At 70.0% G+C, this 17,913-nt stretch carries 10 protein-coding genes; 8 read left to right on the top strand and 2 right to left on the bottom strand.

The genetic code is table 11. From position 1 onward, the window contains the following. Positions 1 to 47: 47 nt before the first annotated feature. Positions 48 to 911: a spermidine synthase gene (locus tag F6B42_RS00435; RefSeq protein ID WP_150417634.1), complete on the bottom strand. Its 864-nt coding sequence runs from the start codon at positions 909 to 911 to the stop codon at positions 48 to 50. 174 nt (positions 912 to 1,085) lie between these two features. Here F6B42_RS00435 and F6B42_RS00430 point away from each other — a divergent pair, with 174 nt between their 5' ends. From F6B42_RS00430 to F6B42_RS00420, 3 genes are all read left to right on the top strand, one after another. Further along, entirely contained in the window at positions 1,086 to 2,759 is a 1,674-nt protein-coding gene (locus F6B42_RS00430) for an ABC transporter substrate-binding protein (protein ID WP_150417633.1), read from the top strand. Between the two features lie 83 nt (positions 2,760 to 2,842). Continuing rightward, positions 2,843 to 3,847, top strand: coding sequence for an ABC transporter permease (locus tag F6B42_RS00425; RefSeq protein WP_150417632.1), 1,005 nt, complete (start codon positions 2,843 to 2,845; stop codon positions 3,845 to 3,847). Next, positions 3,844 to 4,797: an ABC transporter permease gene (locus F6B42_RS00420; RefSeq protein ID WP_150417631.1), complete on the top strand. Its 954-nt coding sequence runs from the start codon at positions 3,844 to 3,846 to the stop codon at positions 4,795 to 4,797. Before F6B42_RS00425 ends, F6B42_RS00420 begins: the two co-directional genes overlap by 4 nt. A gap of 141 nt (positions 4,798 to 4,938) precedes the next feature. On the opposite strand, the gene F6B42_RS00415 is transcribed toward F6B42_RS00420, so the two are convergent. Continuing rightward, on the bottom strand, positions 4,939 to 6,630 hold the full coding sequence (locus F6B42_RS00415; RefSeq protein ID WP_150417630.1) for an ABC transporter ATP-binding protein: 1,692 nt from the start codon (positions 6,628 to 6,630) through the stop codon (positions 4,939 to 4,941). A 428-nt stretch (positions 6,631 to 7,058) separates the two neighbouring features. On the opposite strand from F6B42_RS00415, the gene pxpA reads away from it, so the two are divergent. The 5 genes from pxpA to F6B42_RS00390 all read left to right on the top strand — a co-directional run bounded on the left by pxpA (position 7,059) and on the right by F6B42_RS00390 (position 17,840). Beyond that, positions 7,059 to 7,805: a 5-oxoprolinase subunit PxpA gene (gene pxpA / locus F6B42_RS00410; RefSeq protein ID WP_150417629.1), complete on the top strand. Its 747-nt coding sequence runs from the start codon at positions 7,059 to 7,061 to the stop codon at positions 7,803 to 7,805. Next, positions 7,802 to 9,403 (top strand): 5-oxoprolinase subunit B/C family protein, encoded by a 1,602-nt coding sequence (locus F6B42_RS00405; protein WP_223878262.1) that lies wholly within the window; start codon positions 7,802 to 7,804, stop codon positions 9,401 to 9,403. The genes pxpA and F6B42_RS00405 overlap by 4 nt, the downstream gene beginning before the upstream one ends. A gap of 91 nt (positions 9,404 to 9,494) precedes the next feature. Next, positions 9,495 to 10,148: an LpqN/LpqT family lipoprotein gene (locus F6B42_RS00400; RefSeq protein ID WP_150417628.1), complete on the top strand. Its 654-nt coding sequence runs from the start codon at positions 9,495 to 9,497 to the stop codon at positions 10,146 to 10,148. A 283-nt stretch (positions 10,149 to 10,431) separates the two neighbouring features. Beyond that, positions 10,432 to 13,926, top strand: coding sequence for a DNA-directed RNA polymerase subunit beta (gene rpoB, locus F6B42_RS00395; RefSeq protein WP_150417627.1), 3,495 nt, complete (start codon positions 10,432 to 10,434; stop codon positions 13,924 to 13,926). A gap of 41 nt (positions 13,927 to 13,967) precedes the next feature. After that, complete coding sequence (locus F6B42_RS00390; RefSeq protein ID WP_150417626.1) at positions 13,968 to 17,840, top strand: DNA-directed RNA polymerase subunit beta'; 3,873 nt, start codon at positions 13,968 to 13,970, stop codon at positions 17,838 to 17,840. Positions 17,841 to 17,913 lie beyond the last annotated feature (73 nt).

Below are 17,913 nucleotides of genomic sequence, written 5' to 3'. Positions count from 1 at the left end.
TCCCAGTCTCACCCGAACCGGGCGCGTTGGCGGCATCGCCGCGCCGGTCAGCGTTCGAAGACGGATGCCGCCGGCTTCGGCGACGGGGTGGCGTCGGCATCCGTCGACACCCGCGCGCCGCGCGCGAACTCGTCGATCTCGGCGCCCTGCGCGACCTTCGCGGGGAAGGGCCCCGCCGCCATGAGGCGCGGCAGCCACTCCGCCGGCAGCGGTGCCGCGGAGGCGGCGATGACGATGTTGCCGAAGCGGCGTCCCTTCAGCAGCTGCACCTCGGCGAGCAGCAGCACCTCGGACAGGACGGCCCGCACCGTCGCGACCTGGCGTCGTGCGAAGGCCAGGCCGGCGCCGTCGGCGACGTTGACGAGCAGCACGCCGTCGGGGGCGAGGAGTCCGGCGAGCACGCGGTAGTACTCCACGGTCGTGAGGTGGGCCGGGGTCTGGGCGCCGGCGAACACGTCCGAGACGACGAGATCCACCGACCCGACGAGCCCCGGCGGCAGCTTCTCGGCGACGGTGCGGGCGTCGCCGATTCGCACCCGCACCTGCGCGTCGCGCGGCAGCGGCAGGTGCTCGCGCACGAGGTCGACGAGCGGCTGCTCCAGCTCGATCACCTGCTGCCGCGAGCCGGGACGGGTGTGCGCGATGTAGCGGGGCAGGGTCAGGGCGCCCGCGCCCAGGTGCACGGCCGTGAGCGGCTGTCCCGGCATCCGGAGTCGATCGATGACCGCGGCCATCCGGGCGATGTACTCGAAGTGCAGGTGCGTCGGGTCGTCGAGGTCGACGTGCGACTGCGGCGTGCCGTCGACGTCGAGCTCGTAGCCCGAGGCGAAGCCGCTCGGCACGACACGCGCGAGGGTTCCGTCGGACAGGCGCACCTGCGGGGCGGGTTCGTCGATGCGCGCTCGTGCCACGGCTCAACGCTAGTGCCGACGAACGCCGGCCCGACGAGCCGATCCGCGCAGCCGAAACACGATCGAGACACAGATGTAATGACTTCGCTGTGAACTCCCGGATAAATTCGAACCCATTACCTCGGAGCGTGCCGACGCCGGCCTGCCCCGAATCGCCTAGAAAGGGCCACACCCATGCTCTCCAGATCTCGGAAGCGCGCGCTCGCGGGCGTCGCGGCGGTCGCCATCGGCGCCCTCGCGCTCTCGGCGTGCACGAGCCAGCGCGACAGCGGCGGCGGCTCGGATGCTGCGGCCGACGTCGACGGCACGTTCGTGTTCGCGGCATCCGCCGACCCGGCCAGCCTCGACCCCGCCTTCGCCCAGGACGGCGAGACCTTCCGCGTCTCACGTCAGATCTTCGAGGGACTCGTGGGCACCGAGCCCGGCACGGCCGACCCCGCGCCGCTGCTGGCCGAGGACTGGGAGTCCTCGGACGACGGACTCACCCACACGTTCCAGTTGAAGGAGGACGTGACCTTCCACGACGGCACCCCCTTCAACGCCGAGGCCGTCTGCGCGAACTTCGACCGCTGGTACAACTGGACCGGCCTCGCCGCGAGCGAGGCGCTGTCGTACTACTACGGCAAGCTCTTCCGCGGATACGTCGAGACGCCCGACACCGCCGTGTTCGACTCGTGCACCGCCGACAGCGACTACGAGGCGACCATCCAGCTCAAGCAGCCCTTCGCCGGCTTCATCCCGGCGCTGTCGCTGCCCGCCTTCGCGATGCAGAGCCCCACGGCCCTCGAGGAGTACGGTGCCGACGAGATCGGCGGCACCGAGGAGGCGCCCTCGCTGTCGGAGTACGGCTCGGGACACCCGACCGGCACCGGTCCGTACAAGTTCGACGAGTGGTCGCCGGGCGAGGAGCTGACGCTCTCGGCCTACGACGACTACTGGGGCGAGTCGGGTCAGGTGAACAAGATCATCTTCCGCGTGATCGCCGAGCCCACGGCACGTCGTCAGGCGCTCGAGGCCGGCTCGATCGACGGATACGACCTCGTCGGCCCCGCCGACACCGGCGCCCTCGAGGACGCCGGCTTCACGATGGTCTCGCGGCCCCCCTTCACGATCCTCTACCTCGCGTTCAACCAGGCCCAGCCCGAGCTGCAGGACGTCCGCGTCCGTCAGGCGCTGTCGCACGCGATCGACAAGGAGGCGCTCATCTCCCAGGTCCTCCCCGAGGGCACCGAGGTGGCGACGCAGTTCATGCCCGACACCGTCAACGGCTGGAACGCCGACGTCACCACCTACGAGTACGACCCCGAGCAGGCGAAGGCGCTGCTGGCCGAGGCCGGGTACACCGAGGCGAACCCGCTGACGCTGACCTTCAACTACCCGGTCAACGTGTCGCGCCCCTACATGCCGGACCCCGAGCAGATCGCCACGGTCATCTCGACCCAGCTGAGCGAGGCCGGCGTGCAGCTGAACGCCGAGACGGATGCCTGGAGCCCCGACTACCTCGACAAGATCACCGGAACGCCGAACCACGGCATCCACCTGCTCGGCTGGACCGGCGACTACAACGACACCGACAACTTCGTCGGCGTGTTCTTCGGAGCGCAGTCCGCCGAGTGGGGCTTCGACAACCCGGAGCTGTTCGCCGCGCTGAACGCCGCGCGCGGGGTCCCGAACCTCGACGAGCAGACCGCGCTGTACGAGCAGATCAACGAGCAGGTCGCGGAGTTCATCCCCGGCGTCCCGCTGGCCCACCCCGCTCCCACGCTGGCGTTCTCGCCACGCGTGCAGAGCTACCCGGCCAGCCCGGTCAACGACGAGGTCTTCACCGACATCGTCCTGACCGAGTGACACCCCGCCGCTGATCCGTCCGCGGGGCGGGCTGCGCGCTCAGCGCGAGCCCGCCCCGTTTCCCCCGACCGAAAGACTCGGCGTTGCTGCGAACCATCGGCCATCGGCTGCTGCTGCTCATCCCCACCCTGCTGGGGCTGAGCATCCTCCTCTTCCTCTGGGTCCGCGCCCTCCCCGGCGGACCCGCCGTCGCCCTCCTCGGCGAGAAGGCGACCCCCGCCGCCATCGAGCGGATCAACGAGCTCTACGGATTCAATCGCCCGCTCCTCGAGCAGTACGTCACCTACATGGGGCGACTCCTCACCGGTGATTTCGGGTCCTCGATCGAGACCGGTCGCCCGGTCGTCGAGGAGTTCCTGCGTCGCTTCCCCGCCACGATCGAGCTGTCGGTGGCGGCGCTCATCTTCGCCGTGGGCATCGGCATCCCGCTCGGCTACCTCGCCGCGCGCCACCACGGCCGCATCAGCGATCACCTCGCGGTCGTGCTGAGCCTCGTCGGCGTCACGATCCCGGTCTTCTTCCTGGCCTTCATGCTGAAGTACGTCTTCGCCGTCCAGCTCGGCTGGCTGCCCTCGGACGGGCGTCAGAACCCGCGCATCGACGCGACGCACTACACGAACTTCTACGTCCTCGACGGGCTGATCACCGGCGAGTTCGACGCCGCGTGGGATGCCGTGCTCCACCTCGTCCTGCCCGCGCTCGCCCTCGGCACCATCCCGCTCGCGATCATCGTGCGCATCACGCGCGCGTCGGTGCTCGAGGTGCAGAACTCCGACTACGTGCGCACCGGACGCTCCAAGGGCATCGCGCGGCGGACGCTGCGGGGCCGCTTCATCCTCCGGAACGCCATGCTGCCGGTCGCGACCACCGTCGGCCTGCAGGTCGGGCTCCTCCTGGCCGGGGCGATCCTGACCGAGACCGTCTTCGCCTTCCCGGGCATCGGCTCCTTCCTCGCGCGCGCGATCGAGGGGCGAGACTTCCCCGTCCTGCAGGGCTTCATCATCTTCATCGCGATCATCTACGCGCTCATCAATCTGATCGTCGACGTGTCCTACAGCCTCATCGACCCGAGAGTGAGGGTGTCGTGAGCACCAACGCACTCCCCCCTGCCCCCGGCGGAGGACCCGCGACAGCGGCCGCCGAACACGAGGTGCTCGAGGCCCGCACCGGCGGCGGCTTCTGGCGCGACGTCTTCGTCCGGCTGCGCCGTAGTCCCGTCGCCTGGGTCGGCGCGGCGATCGTCGCGCTCTTCCTGCTCGTCGCGATCCTCGCGCCGTGGCTCGCCCCCTACGCCGAGACCGCGCTGCCGGGCGCACGCGAGGTCACCCCGACGAACATCCCGGGACCCGGCGAGATCCCCGGGTTCCCGCTCGGACTCGACCGCTTCGGCGGCGACGTGCTGTCGAAGCTCATCTGGGGTGCGCGGGCGTCGCTCCTGATCGGCGTGATCTCGACCGCGTTCGGGCTCGTCGGCGGCATGCTGCTGGGCCTTCTCGCCGGCATGTTCGGCGGATGGGTCGACACCGTCGTCATGCGTTTCGTCGACATCCTGCTCTCGGTGCCGAACCTCCTGCTGGCGGTGTCGATCGCGGCCATCCTCGGGCAGTCGCAGCTGGCGATCATGATCGCGATCGGAGCCTCGCAGGTGCCGATCTTCGCGCGACTGCTGCGGGCGTCGATGCTGCAGCAGCGCAGCGCCGACTACATCCTGTCGGCCCAGACGCTCGGTCTCGGTCGCGGCACGATCACGATGAGCCACGTGCTGCCCAACAGCCTCGGACCCGTCATCGTCCAGGGCACGCTGACGCTCGCGACGGCCGTCATCGACGCCGCTGCGCTGTCGTTCCTGGGCCTCGGCGGCGGCGGCGCGGCGACGGCCGAGTGGGGCCGGATGCTGACCTACGCGCAGAACGAGCTGGCGATCGCGCCGTGGCTCGCGTTCTTCCCGGGCATCTGCATCATGATCACCGCGCTCGGATTCACGCTGCTCGGCGAGTCCCTCCGCGAGGCGATGGACCCCCGCACCCGCGCTCGCTGACCCACCGTCACGCCCCGTTGCGAGCCGTCGCGGGCAGTGGGCGATACGGCTGCAGGACCGGCGGTGCTGGTGTCGCCTCACCGGGCTTCGGAGGCCACGCCAGCCCCACCGATCCGACGAACGTATCGTCGGACCCGCCCCTCAGGATGCGATGTCGAGCTCGTTGCCGGGGATGGCGGCGAGCAGGTTCCGCGTGTACGGATCGCGGGGGTTCGTGAAGATCTCCTCGCTGGATGCCGCCTCCACCAGGGCGCCGTCCTTCATGACGCAGACGTAGTCCGAGATGAGGCGGACGACGGCGAGGTCGTGCGAGATGAACAGGTAGCTGAGCCCGTACTCGTCCTGCAGGTCGCGCAGCAGGGTCAGGATCTGGTCCTGCACGAGCACGTCGAGAGCCGACACCGGCTCGTCGCAGACGATGAGCTCGGGATTCAGGGCGAGCGCGCGGGCGATCGCGACGCGCTGTCGCTGGCCGCCCGACAGCTCCGAGGGGTAGCGGCGCAGCATCGTCTGCGGCAGGGCCACGTCGTCGAGCAGCTTGCGCACGCGGGCCGCGCGATCCTTGGACGAGCCGCGCTTGTAGAAATCGAGCGGCTCCGTGACGATGCGCTCGATCGTGAACATCGGATTGAGCGAGGAGTAGGGGTCCTGGAAGATCGGCTGCACCTTCTGCCGGAACTCCCGCAGCGCGGCGCCCTTCAGCCCCGTGACGTCCTGCCCCTCGTAGCGGATCGTCCCCGACGTCGGCTCGACGACCTTCAGCAGCATCCGTGCCGTGGTCGTCTTGCCCGAGCCCGACTCGCCCACGATCGCGACGGTCTCACCACGCGGGATGGCGAGTGAGACGTCGCTCACGGCGGCGAAGTCGTCCTTCCTGCCGCGGATCTTGTAAAGCTTCGTCAGGTTCTCGATCTCGACGATGTTGTCTCGGGCCGCGGCGCTGTTCCCTCGGGCCGCGGCGCTGTCGTTCCGGGCCTCGAAGCCGGATGCTGCGGGCGCGACGCTCCGGTACGCCTCGGGGCGCAGCCGCACGGCCGCGACCGAGGGCGCCGCCTTCACGAGCGCCTGCGTGTAGGGCTGCTGCGGGTCCTCGAGGATCTGCCGCGCGGGGCCCTGCTCGACGATGCGGCCGCGGTGCATGACGACGACGCGCGCGGCGCGTTCGGCGGCGAGCCCGAGGTCGTGGGTGATGAGGAGCACCGAGGTGCCGAGCTCGCCGGTCATCCGGCCGAGCTGATCGAGGATCGTCTTCTGCACCGTGACATCGAGCGCGCTCGTGGGCTCGTCGGCGATGAGCAGTCGCGGGTTGCAGGCGAGTCCGATCGCGATGAGGGCGCGCTGCCGCATCCCGCCCGAGAACTCGTGCGGATACTGCTTGGCGCGGGCCTCGGCGTCGGGAAGCCCGGCGGCGGCGAGGGTCTCGATGACCTTGCGGTCGACGTCCTTCGCGGTCGCGTGCCCGTGCGCGAGCAGCGTCTCGGCGACCTGGGTGCCGATCTTCGACACCGGGTTGAGATTGGACATCGGGTCCTGCGGCACGAGGCCGATCGCCCCGCCGCGGATGCGGCGCAGCGTGCTCTCGGGGGCGCCGACGAGTTCCTGCCCGTCGAGGCGGATGCTGCCGCGCACCACCCTGCCGTTGCCGGGCAGGAGGCCGATCACCGCCATCGCCGTAGTCGACTTCCCCGAACCGGACTCGCCGACGATCGCGACCGTCTCGCCCGCGGCGATCTCGAGGTCGACGCCCTCGACGGCGTGGACCGGACCCTCGATCGTGCGGAAGTCGACGGCCATGTCGCGCACCTGGAGGAGAGGAGTGGGGGAATCTGCCATTCGCCCATCCTGCCGCGCGGCGAGCCGCAGCGCACGACCGCACGCGCAGCCGTTACCTCGCCGTAACGCCGCGGTCGTCTCCGCCTTCGATCGGGTCCGGTCCGGCCAGTCCGCGGGCCGGCCCGGCCCGGGCCGTTTCGAGCGCGTGCGGTCGGTGCAAGCGCGTGCGGTTCTCAGGAGGGGTGGCGAGCGGCCGCGGTCGGATGCGGCATCGGGCGAGGCATTTCCTGAGATCGGACCCGATCTGGTGGGTGACCGGGCGGCCGGCGGACTGACCGGGGGGCCGGACGGGGCCGGGCAGGGTTCCGGCGCAGCGCGGGGGCTCCGGCGGTGCGTTTCTCAGGAGAAGCGGGCGCTCGCAGCGCTGGTTTGCGGCATGGGCGCCGCCTCTCCTGAGAACGGGTCGCGGGTCGGGCTAGCGTGGGGGGATGGACCTCAACGCCGACCTCGGCGAGACCGTCGACGGCGTCCCGACCGCCGACGACCGGGCGATGTTCGCCGTGGTCTCGAGCGCCTCGATCGCCTGTGGCGGTCACGCGGGAGACGCGACGTCGATGCGGGATGCCGTCGCCGCGGCGTCCGCGGCGGGGGTCGCCGTCGGGGCGCACCCCTCCTTCCTCGACCGCGCCGGGTTCGGCCGCGCGCGGCTGAGCGTGCCCGCCGACGAGCTGCGCGAGCAGGTCGGCGACCAGCTCGCCGCCCTCGTCGCCGCCGGTGCCGACCTCCGCTACGTCAAGCCGCACGGAGCGCTCTATCACGCCGCGACCGACGACCGGCGGGTCGCGCGGGCCGTGGCCGCGGCGGTCGTCGATCTGTCGGCGCGACTCGGGCGCGCGGTTCCGATCCTGGGGCTCGGCGGTGAGATCGAGGCCGCGTCGACCGCAGCGGGGCTCCCGTTCCGGCGCGAGGCGTTCCTCGACCGCGGCTATCGCGCCGACGGGGGACTGGTGCCGCGCGGCGAGCACGGCGCCCTGCTCGAGGATCCGGCCGCCGTCGCCGAGCGGGCGCTCCGGCTGTGCACGGACCGGACCGTCGCCGCCGTGACCGGTGAGGAGGTGCACAGCGACGCGGTGTCGCTGTGCGTCCACGGCGACTCGCCGGGCGCCGTGGCGATGGCCCGCGCCGTCCGGACTGCGCTCGATGCCGCGGGCATCGCGGTGCAGGCCCCGTGGTGACGGCTGCGCGTCCCATGCGGATGCTGCCGGTGGGGCTCGACGGCGTGCTCGTCGAGGTCGCGGGCCTCGCCGAGGCGATGGCCCTGCACGACCGGCTGCGCGCCGACCCGCCGCCGGGTGTCGTCGAGATCGTTCCCGCCGCGCGCACGGTGCTCGTCCGCGCCGATCCCGCCGTCCTGCCGCCGGCGCGGCTGCGCGCCTGGCTCCGGAAGCCCGCGACGACGGCACCGGCCTCGAGCACGCGGCGCGCGGCATCCGCCGTTCTGCCCACGGTCTACGACGGCGCCGATCTCGCGGAGGTGGCCGCCCTGCTCGGGACGAGCCCGCACGCGCTCGTCGAGCGGCACGCCGCCACGGCCTGGTCCGTCGCGTTCACGGGGTTCGCGCCCGGCTTCGGCTATCTCGTCGGCGCGGGGTGGGACCTCGATGCGCCGCGCCGCGAGGTACCGCGCACCCGGGTCCCCGCGGGCGCGGTCGGTCTCGCCGGTCCGTACGCGGGCGCCTACCCCCGCGAGACCCCCGGCGGGTGGCAGCTGATCGGCGCGACGCGCGCGACGCTGTTCGACCCGGATGCCGCCGAGCCCGCGCTCCTGACCCCCGGAACCTCCGTCCGCTTCACGCCGGTCCGCGCCGAAGCGCGCGCCGCGGCCGGCACCGCACCGTCGACGTCCGACGCCGCCGCGGCGGCCCGGCGCACGGCGCCGGTCGCCGAGGGCATCCGCGTCGTCGAGCCGGGGCTCTTGGCGACGGTGCAGGATGCCGGTCGTCCCGGCCGCGCCGCCGAGGGCGTGGGCCGCGCCGGCGCCGCCGATCCGCAGGCATGGGCGCTCGGCAACCGCCTGCTCGGCAACGCCGCGGGCGCGGCGGCCCTCGAGGTGACGATGGGCGGGTTCCGCGCGGTCGCGGAGTGCGATCTGACGGTCGTGGTGACGGGTGCCTGGACGCCGCTCACGATCGCGGGGCGGGCGCTCGATCCGTACGTCGTCCACCCCTGGCCGGCCGGCAGCGAGCTCGCGCTCGGCTGGGCGCTGCGCGGCTCACGGGCCTATCTCGGCATCCGCGGCGGGTTCGACGCCCCGCGGGCCGTCGGGTCGCGTTCGGCCGACACCCTCTCGGGGCTCGGGCCCGCTCCGCTCCGCAGCGGCGATCGGATGCCGGCGGCCCGCGAGACGGCCGGCCCGGTGCCGGCACTCCCGCTGCACCCGTGGGGGTTCCCGCGCGACGGATCCGAGCTCGACCGGCGCGGTCCTCTCGAGGTGCCGCTGCTGCTCGGGCCCCGCGCCGACTGGTTCACGGCGCCGGCACTCGGGGCGCTCGCCGAGGCGGAGTGGACGGTGTCGCCGGCATCCGATCGCGTCGGGATCCGTCTCGAGGGACCGACACTCGAGCGTGCGCGCTCCGAGGAGCTGCCGAGCGAGGCGATGGTGCCGGGGTCGGTGCAGGTGCCGCCCTCAGGGCGCCCGGTCGTCTTCGGGGTCGACGGTCCCGTGACGGGCGGCTACCCCGTCGTGGGGGTGGTCCCGCCGCCGTCCCTCGCGCTTCTCGGGCAGGCGCGCCCCGGGTCGCGCGTCCGATTCGTACTGCGCGGGTCGCGCTGACGCCCGGGGGCGGCGGGAGCCGTCTGTCACGGGGGAGCGCTCCCCTGTCAAGACCCGCTGCCGGGACGCCGATTCCCCTACCGTGAGTGCCATGACTCGCACCGGAACCCTTTCACGCACCTCGACGCTCTCGGGCGCCGCCCTTCTGCTCTCGGCCTCGCTGCTCCTCGCCGGATGCGGCGGTCAGGGCGACAGCGCCGACCCCGCTCCTTCGGGCGACGCAGCCGCGCCCTCCGCCAGCGCCGAGTCCAGCTCGCCGGCGGCGTCCGCGCCGGCCGCCGAGCCGGCGGCCGGTGAGACCATCACCGGCACCGGTTACGCCTACGTCGTCCCCGAGGGATGGGCCGTGCCCGACGCGGCGAACGTGCCGCCGCAGGCCGACACGTTCGCCGCGGACCTCACCGACCTCGAGGACGGCTTCGCGGACAACGTCAACGTCGTGCTGTCGCCCGCCTCCGGCGAGATCACACCCGACCAGGTCGAGACGCTGGGCGTCGAGGAGCTCGAGGGCACCGAGGGCGCGTCCGACATCACGGTGAAGGACCGGGTGAGCGTCGCCGGCGACGAGTCGGCGCACATCTCCGCGACCTTCGAGCAGCAGGGGACGACGTACAACGTCGACCAGTTCTACGCCGTCAACGACGACCAGACCTACATCATCACGTTCTCGTTCAGCCCGGAGGTGAGCGACGCCGACCGCGCCGCCGTGTACGAGTCGGTGCTCGTCACCTGGTCGTGGGCCTGATCTCCGCCGGCTGACCGGCACCCGCGCCGCCCGCGTCCGCGCGGGCGGCGCGCTTCTATACCGCAGCATCCGGGGGTCGTCAAGGATCGCGCTGGACATGGCGCGTCGCGAGGCATATAGTAGGTATTTGCGCTCCCGCCCCCCTTGCCCTCATATGGTGGTCGGCTTGTGCTCTGCGCGATTCCGCCTCCGTCCGACGGCGTGAGACGCGCGAGCTCGGATCGGGAGCACTCTCACCTGACGACAAGGAACCGGCCCCACTCGGGCCACGGAGGTAATCCCCTTGGCTGCTGCGAGCAACGCATCCACCACCACCCCCAAGAACGGCCGCGGCGCTTCCCGCCTCTCGTTCGCGAAGATCTCCGACAAGCTCACGGTCCCCGACCTGCTTGCCCTGCAGACGGAGTCCTTCGACTGGCTCGTCGGCAACGACGCCTGGAAGGGCCGCCTCGCCGAGGCTCAGGCCGCCGGTCGCACCGACATCGCGCTGCAGAGCGGCCTCGAGGAGATCTTCGAGGAGATCTCGCCGATCGAGGACCTCGGCGAGACGATGCAGCTCTCGTTCACGAACCCCTACCTCGAGCCCGAGAAGTACTCCATCGAGGAGTGCAAGGAGCGCGGCAAGACCTACGCCGCCCCGCTCTACGTCGAGGCCGAGTTCATGAACCACCTGACCGGTGAGATCAAGACCCAGACGGTCTTCATGGGCGACTTCCCGCTCCAGACCGGCAAGGGCACGTTCATCATCAACGGCACCGAGCGCGTCGTCGTGTCGCAGCTCGTCCGTTCGCCCGGTGTGTACTTCGACAAGACGCCCGACAAGACCTCCGACAAGGACATCGTCTCGGCGCGCGTCATCCCCAGCCGCGGTGCCTGGCTCGAGTTCGAGATCGACAAGCGCGACCAGGTGGGCGTGCGCATCGACCGCAAGCGCAAGCAGTCGGTCACCGTCTTCCTCAAGGCCCTGGGCCTGACGACCGAGGACATCATGGCCGAGTTCGCCGGCTACGACTCGATCGAGGAGACCCTCGCGAAGGACACGATCCTCACCAAGGAGGACGCGCTCCGCGACATCTACCGCAAGCTCCGCCCGGGCGAGCAGGTCGCCGCCGAGGCCGCCCGCGCGCTCCTCGACAACTTCTACTTCAACGCCAAGCGCTACGACCTCGCCAAGGTCGGTCGGTACAAGATCAATCAGAAGCTGGGTCTCGACACCCCGATCGAGGAGTCGGTGCTCACCGTCGCCGACATCGTCGCGACGATCAAGTACCTCGTGCGCCTGCACCGCGGCGACGCCACGTTCGACGGCATCCGCGACGGCAAGAACGCCGAGATCCGTCTCGACACCGACGACATCGACAACTTCGGCAACCGCCGCATCCGCGCCGTCGGCGAGCTCATCCAGAACCAGGTCCGCACCGGTCTGTCGCGCATGGAGCGCGTCGTCCGCGAGCGCATGACCACGCAGGACATTGAGGCGATCACGCCGCAGACCCTCATCAACGTGCGCCCCGTCGTCGCCGCGATCAAGGAGTTCTTCGGAACGTCCCAGCTGTCGCAGTTCATGGACCAGAACAACCCCCTCGCGGGTCTGACCCACAAGCGCCGCCTGTCGGCGCTGGGCCCCGGCGGTCTCTCGCGTGAGCGCGCCGGTGTCGAGGTCCGCGACGTCCACCCGTCGCACTACGGCCGCATGTGCCCGATCGAGACGCCCGAAGGCCCGAACATCGGTCTGATCGGCTCGCTCGCATCGTTCGCCCGCATCAACGCCTTCGGCTTCATCGAGACCCCGTACCGTCGCGTCGTCGACGGCAAGGTGACCGACGAGATCGACTACCTCACCGCCAGCGAGGAGAACGACTTCGTCGTCGCGCAGGCCGGTGTGGAACTCAACAAGGACGGCTCGTTCGTCGCCGACCGCGTGCTCGCCCGCCGAGGCAAGGGCGGCGAGGTCGACCTGTTCCCGAACGACGAGATCGGCTACATGGACGTCTCGCCCCGCCAGATGGTGTCGGTGGCGACCTCGCTGATCCCGTTCCTCGAGCACGACGACGCGAACCGCGCCCTCATGGGTGCGAACATGCAGCGTCAGGCCGTGCCGCTGCTGCGCAGCGACTCCCCGCTGGTCGGAACCGGTATGGAGGGCTACGCCGCGATCGACGCCGGCGACGTCATCACCGCGCAGAAGGCCGGTGTCGTCTCCGAGGTCTCGGCCGACGTCGTGACCGTCCAGCTCGACGAAGGCGGCACGCAGGACTACTTCCTGCGCAAGTTCGACCGCTCCAACCAGGGCACGTCGTACAACCAGCGCGTCGTGGTCTCGGCCGGTGAGCGCGTCGAGGTCGGCGAGGTCATCGCCGACGGTCCCGCCACGCAGGACGGCGAGCTCGCCCTCGGCAAGAACCTCCTCGTCGCCTTCATGACGTGGGAGGGCCACAACTTCGAGGACGCGATCATCCTCAGCCAGGAGCTCGTCAAGAACGACACCCTCTCCTCGATCCACATCGAGGAGTACGAGGTCGACGCGCGCGACACCAAGCTCGGCAAGGAGGAGATCACCCGTGACCTCCCCAACGTCGCGCCCGACCTGCTGAAGGACCTCGACGAGCGCGGCATCATCCGCATCGGCGCCGAGGTGCGTCCCGGCGACATCCTCGTCGGCAAGGTCACGCCCAAGGGCGAGACCGAGCTGTCGGCCGAGGAGCGCCTGCTCCGCGCGATCTTCAACGAGAAGAGCCGCGAGGTCCGCGACACGTCGCTGAAGGTCCCCCACGGTGAGCAGGGAACCATCATCGCGGTCAAGGAGTTCAACGCCGAGGACGGCGACGACGAGCTCGGCTCGGGCGTCAACCGCCGCGTCGTGGTCTACATCGCCCAGAAGCGCAAGATCACCGAGGGCGACAAGCTCGCCGGCCGCCACGGCAACAAGGGCGTCATCGCGAAGATCCTCCCCGTCGAGGACATGCCGTTCCTCGCCGACGGCACCCCCGTCGACGTGGTGCTGAACCCGCTCGGCATCCCGGGTCGAATGAACTTCGGCCAGGTCCTCGAGCTCCACCTCGGCTGGATCGCCGCGCAGGGCTGGAAGGTCGAGGGCACCCCCGAGTGGGCCGACCGTCTGCCCGAGGTCGCTCGCGAGGCGGCCCCCGGCACGAAGGTCGCGACCCCCGTGTTCGACGGCGCCTTCGAGTCGGAGATCGCCGGTCTGCTCGACTCGACGAACCTCACCCGCGACGGTGAGCGCCTCGTCGGCTCGTCGGGCAAGACGAAGCTGTTCGACGGCCGCTCCGGCGAGCCGTTCCCGGCTCCGATCTCGGTCGGCTACATGTACATCCTGAAGCTGCACCACCTCGTCGACGACAAGATCCACGCGCGCTCGACGGGCCCGTACTCGATGATCACCCAGCAGCCGCTCGGTGGTAAGGCGCAGTTCGGCGGCCAGCGCTTCGGTGAGATGGAGGTGTGGGCCCTCGAGGCCTACGGCGCCGCGTACGCGCTGCAGGAGCTCCTGACGATCAAGTCCGACGACATCGTGGGCCGCGTGAAGGTCTACGAGGCCATCGTCAAGGGTGAGAACATCCAGGAGCCCGGCATCCCCGAGTCGTTCAAGGTGCTCATGAAGGAGATGCAGTCGCTCTGCCTGAACGTCGAGGTCCTCTCGGCCGACGGCACCGAGGTCAACCTCCGCGACACCGATGACGAAGCCTTCCGCGCAGCGGAAGAGCTCGGCATCAACATCTCCAGCCGCTTCGAGTCCTCGTCGATCGACGAGATCTGATCCGGCCAGGCAACGAACAGAATTCCGACACAGGAGAATCAGTGCTCGAGTCACACACCTTCGATCAGCTTCGCATCGGCCTGGCCACTGCTGACGACATCCGTCGTTGGTCCTTCGGCGAGGTCAAGAAGCCCGAAACCATCAACTACCGCACGCTCAAGCCCGAGAAGGACGGCCTCTTCGGCGAGCAGATCTTCGGCCCCTCCCGCGACTGGGAGTGCGCCTGCGGAAAGTACAAGCGCGTCCGCTTCAAGGGAATCGTCTGCGAGCGCTGCGGCGTCGAGGTCACCAAGTCCTCGGTCCGCCGTGAGCGCATGGGCCACATCGAGCTCGCCGCTCCCGTGACCCACATCTGGTACTTCAAGGGCGTGCCCTCGCGCCTCGGGTACCTGCTCGACATGGCGCCGAAGGACCTCGAGAAGGTCATCTACTTCGCCGCGTACATGGTCATCTCGGTCGATGAGGATGCGCGTCACCGCGACCTCCCCACGCACGAGAACAACCTGCGCCTCGAGATCAAGAACCTCGGCGACCGCCGCGACGCCCGCGTGGCGACGCGTCTGGCGAAGCTGGAGGAGGAGCTCGCGACCCTCGAGGCCGACGGTGCCAAGGCCGACCAGAAGAAGAAGGCCAAGGACTCCGCCGAGAAGGACATGGCGACCGTCCGCAAGAACTTCGACGAGCAGATCTCGCGCCTCGAGCGGGTGTGGGAGGAGTTCCGCTCCCTCGAGGTCGGCCAGCTCAAGCAGGAGGACGACGTCTTCCACGAGCTGCAGGACCGCTTCGGGCAGTACTTCGAGGCCCACATGGGCGCCGAGGGCATCCAGCGTCGCCTGGCGGCCTTCGACCTGGCCGCCGAGGCCGACTCGCTGCACCTGCAGATCTCCGAGGGCAAGGGCCAGCGCAAGATCCGCGCGATCAAGCGCCTGAAGGTCGTCAACTCGTTCCTGCAGACCGGGATGACCCCGGCCGCGATGGTGCTCGACGTGGTTCCGGTGATCCCGCCGGAGCTGCGCCCGATGGTCCAGCTCGACGGTGGCCGCTTCGCCACTTCCGACCTGAACGACCTCTACCGTCGCGTGATCAACCGCAACAACCGTCTCCGTCGCCTGATCGATCTCGGCGCCCCCGAGATCATCGTCAACAACGAGAAGCGGATGCTGCAGGAGGCCGTCGACGCGCTGTTCGACAACGGCCGCCGTGGCCGCCCCGTCACCGGAACCGGCAACCGCGCGCTGAAGTCGCTCTCGGACATGCTCAAGGGCAAGCAGGGACGCTTCCGTCAGAACCTGCTCGGAAAGCGCGTCGACTACTCGGGTCGTTCGGTCATCATCGTCGGCCCGCAGCTGAAGCTGCACCAGTGCGGTCTGCCCAAGCAGATGGCGCTCGAGCTCTTCAAGCCGTTCGTGATCAAGCGTCTGATCGACCTCGGTCACTCGCAGAACATCAAGGCGGCCAAGCGCGCCGTCGAGCGCACGCGTCCCGAGGTCTGGGACGTGCTCGAGGAGATCATCCGCGAGCGTCCCGTGCTGCTCAACCGCGCACCCACGCTCCACCGTCTCGGCATCCAGGCCTTCGAGCCCCAGCTCGTCGAGGGCAAGGCGATTCAGCTGCACCCGCTCGTCTGCGCGGCGTTCAACGCCGACTTCGACGGTGACCAGATGGCCGTCCACCTGCCGCTGTCGGTCGAGGCCCAGGCCGAGGCGCGCATCCTGATGCTCGCGTCGAACAACATCCTGAAGCCCTCCGACGGTCGCCCGGTCACCCTGCCCTCGCAGGACATGATCATCGGTCTGCACCACCTGACCACGGTCATCGAGGGTGCCGCCGGCGAAGGCCGCGTGTTCGGCTCGGTCGGCGAGGCCATCCTGGCCAAGGACGAGGGAACCCTCGACCTGCAGGCTAAGGCGCGCATCCGCATCCCCGGCCTCACGTTCCTCGAGGGCGACGCCCCCGAGAACTACGAGCGCCACGGTCTCGTGGACGCCTCGCTCGGACAGGCGATCTTCAACGACACGCTCCCCAAGGGCTACCCGTTCGTCCGCGAGCAGGCCGACAAGGGCAAGCTGTCGCAGATCGTCAACAAGCTGGCCGAGGAGTACCCGAAGACCGAGGTCGCGGCATCCCTCGACCGGATCAAGGACGCCGGCTTCTACTGGGCCACCCGTTCGGGTGTCACGGTGGCGCTGAGCGACATCCTGACCCCGCCGAACAAGGCCGAGATCATCTCGAAGTACGAGAAGCTCGCCGCGAAGGTCCAGGGCCAGTTCGAGAAGGGTCTCGTGACCGACGCCGAGCGTCGTCAGGAGCAGATCAAGATCTGGACCGAGGCGACCGACGAGGTGCAGGCCGCCATGAAGGCGAACTTCCCGGCGGACAACACCATCAACCGCATGGTGTCCTCGGGCGCCCGTGGTAACTGGCTGCAGATCCGCAACATCGCCGGTATCCGCGGCCTGGTCAACAACACCAAGGGCGAGATCATGCCCCGTCCGATCATCTCCTCGTACCGCGAAGGGCTGTCGGTCGCGGAGTACTTCACCGCCACGCACGGTGCTCGTAAGGGTCTGGCCGACACCGCGCTGCGTACCGCCGACTCGGGTTACCTGACCCGTCGTCTGGTGGACGTCTCGCAGGACGTCATCATCCGCGAGGACGACTGCGGCACCTCGAAGGGCCTCGAGCTCCCGATCGCCGCAGCCGGTTCGGACGGCGTCCTCATCAAGGACGCGAACGTCGAGAACTCGGTGTTCGCCCGTACCCTCGCCGCCGACGCGGTCTCGCCCTCGGGCGAGGTCCTCGCGGCAGCCGGTGACGACGTGGGCGACGTGCTGATCAACAAGCTCGTCGAGGGCGGGGTGACCTCCATCAAGGTCCGCTCGGTCCTGACCTGCGACTCCGCCGTGGGTGTCTGCGCGAAGTGCTACGGCCGTTCGCTGGCCACCGGCAAGATCGTCGACATCGGCGAGGCGGTCGGCATCATCGCCGCCCAGTCGATCGGCGAGCCCGGCACGCAGCTGACGATGCGTACCTTCCACACGGGTGGTTCGGCGTCGGCCGATGACATCACGCAGGGTCTGCCCCGCGTGCAGGAGCTCTTCGAGGCGCGTACCCCCAAGGGTGCATCGCCGATCGCCGAGGCCAGCGGCCGCATCACGATCGACGAGACCGAGAAGGCCAAGAAGGTCATCATCACGCCCGACAACGGCGACGAGCCGTTCGTCTACCCGGTGCTCAAGCGTGCGACCCTCCTCGTCGAGGACGGGCAGCACGTCGAGGTCGGCGACCCGCTCCAGGTGGGAACGCTCGACCCGAAGGACATCATGCGCGTGCAGGGCGCCCGCGAGGTGCAGAAGTACCTCGTCGGCGGCGTGCAGGGCGTCTACCGGTCGCAGGGTGTGCCGATCCACGACAAGCACATCGAGGTCATCGTCCGGCAGATGCTGCGGAAGGTCACCGTGGTCGACCACGCCGACACGACGCTGCTTCCGGGCGAGATGGTCGACTTCAAGAAGTACCAGAGCATCAACCGCGAGGCCGTGGCCGAGGGCAAGCGCCCCGCGTCGGGCCGCCCGGAGCTGATGGGTATCACGAAGGCGTCGCTCGCGACGGAGTCGTGGCTGTCGGCCGCGTCGTTCCAGGAGACCACCCGCGTCCTCACGCAGGCGGCCATGGAGGGCAAGAGCGACCCGCTCGTCGGCCTCAAGGAGAACGTCATCATCGGAAAGCTCATCCCCGCCGGAACGGGCCTTGCGAAGTACCGCAACGTGGCCGTCGAGGCGACGGAGGAGGCGAAGAGCGAGCGGTACCCCAACCGCATCTTCGCGTCGGACGGCGCGTACAGCGACTCCGACCTGAGCTACGTCGACTTCGACAGCTTCTCGACTGACGGCGACTTCACCAGCTACAACTGATCCATCGCCGATCACCGCAGGGCCCCGGGCTTGTCCCGGGGCCCTGCGTCGTGTCGGGCGGGATGCGGGCGGC

The sequence above is a fragment of the Microbacterium radiodurans genome (genome assembly GCF_008710705.1).
Lineage (GTDB): Bacteria > Actinomycetota > Actinomycetes > Actinomycetales > Microbacteriaceae > Microbacterium > Microbacterium radiodurans.
This window is presented reverse-complemented; position numbering and strand designations above follow the sequence as displayed.

What these genes read in the sequence shown, in the direction of transcription:
- pxpA (WP_150417629.1), top strand. Translation starts at nt 7,059, where the DNA reads ATGGACCTCAACGCCGACCTCGGCGAGACCGTCGACGGCGTCCCGACC.
- F6B42_RS00430 (WP_150417633.1), top strand. Translation starts at nt 1,086, where the DNA reads ATGCTCTCCAGATCTCGGAAGCGCGCGCTCGCGGGCGTCGCGGCGGTC.
- F6B42_RS00415 (WP_150417630.1), bottom strand. Translation starts at nt 6,630, where the DNA reads ATGGCAGATTCCCCCACTCCTCTCCTCCAGGTGCGCGACATGGCCGTC.
- F6B42_RS00400 (WP_150417628.1), top strand. Translation starts at nt 9,495, where the DNA reads ATGACTCGCACCGGAACCCTTTCACGCACCTCGACGCTCTCGGGCGCC.